The sequence below is a fragment of the Streptococcus sp. GMD1S genome, from assembly GCF_000296875.1.
Taxonomy (GTDB): Bacteria; Bacillota; Bacilli; order Lactobacillales; family Streptococcaceae; genus Streptococcus.
On record NZ_AJQY01000271.1, the window covers coordinates 1 to 608 of the forward strand.

General features: G+C 44.2%; 1 protein-coding gene. It reads left to right on the forward strand.

Annotation, left to right across the window (positions count from 1 at the left end; genetic code table 11):
- Positions 1–39: 39 nt before the first annotated feature.
- The coding region (locus GMD1S_RS08735) for a metallophosphoesterase (protein ID WP_001042705.1) at positions 40–608 on the forward strand (569 nt) is incomplete at its 3' end.

Sequence of the window (608 nt, forward strand, 5' to 3'; positions counted from 1 at the left end):
ATAATATAAAAGAGAAAAAGAAAAGAAAGGGATTTTAAAATGAACAAACGTTCTTTGTTACCTGTCTTGTCGACAGCCCTGTTAGCTCCAGCCTTCTTAGCTGGACAAGTCTATGCTGAAGAAGCAACAACTCCTGCAGAAAGTTCAGCTGTCGTAGTGACTCCTGCTACGTCGGCGACTCCAGCTCCTGTTGAGAGCCCTGCGGTACCGGAAACTTCGGCAACTTCAGAAGCAGTTGCACCTGCAGAAGCTCCGTCAGCTCCTGTTGAATCTCCTAAAAGCGAAGAAAAGGACACCGTTATCTTGCACACCAATGATGTCCACGGTCGTATCGTAGAGGAAAAGGGAGTTATTGGAGATGCTAAATTAGCGACTGTCATCGAGCAGGAACGTGCGAAATCAAATCAAAATACTCTAGTTGTTGATGCGGGAGATGCTTTCCAAGGTTTACCGATTTCCAACTCTACGAAGGGTGAAGCGCGTGCTGAAATTCTTAATAAGATGCAGTATGATGCCATGGCAGTAGGAAACCATGAGTTTGACTTTGGTTTGGACGAAGCTAAGAAATACAAGGAAATCTTGAAATTCCCATTACTTAGCTCAAATAC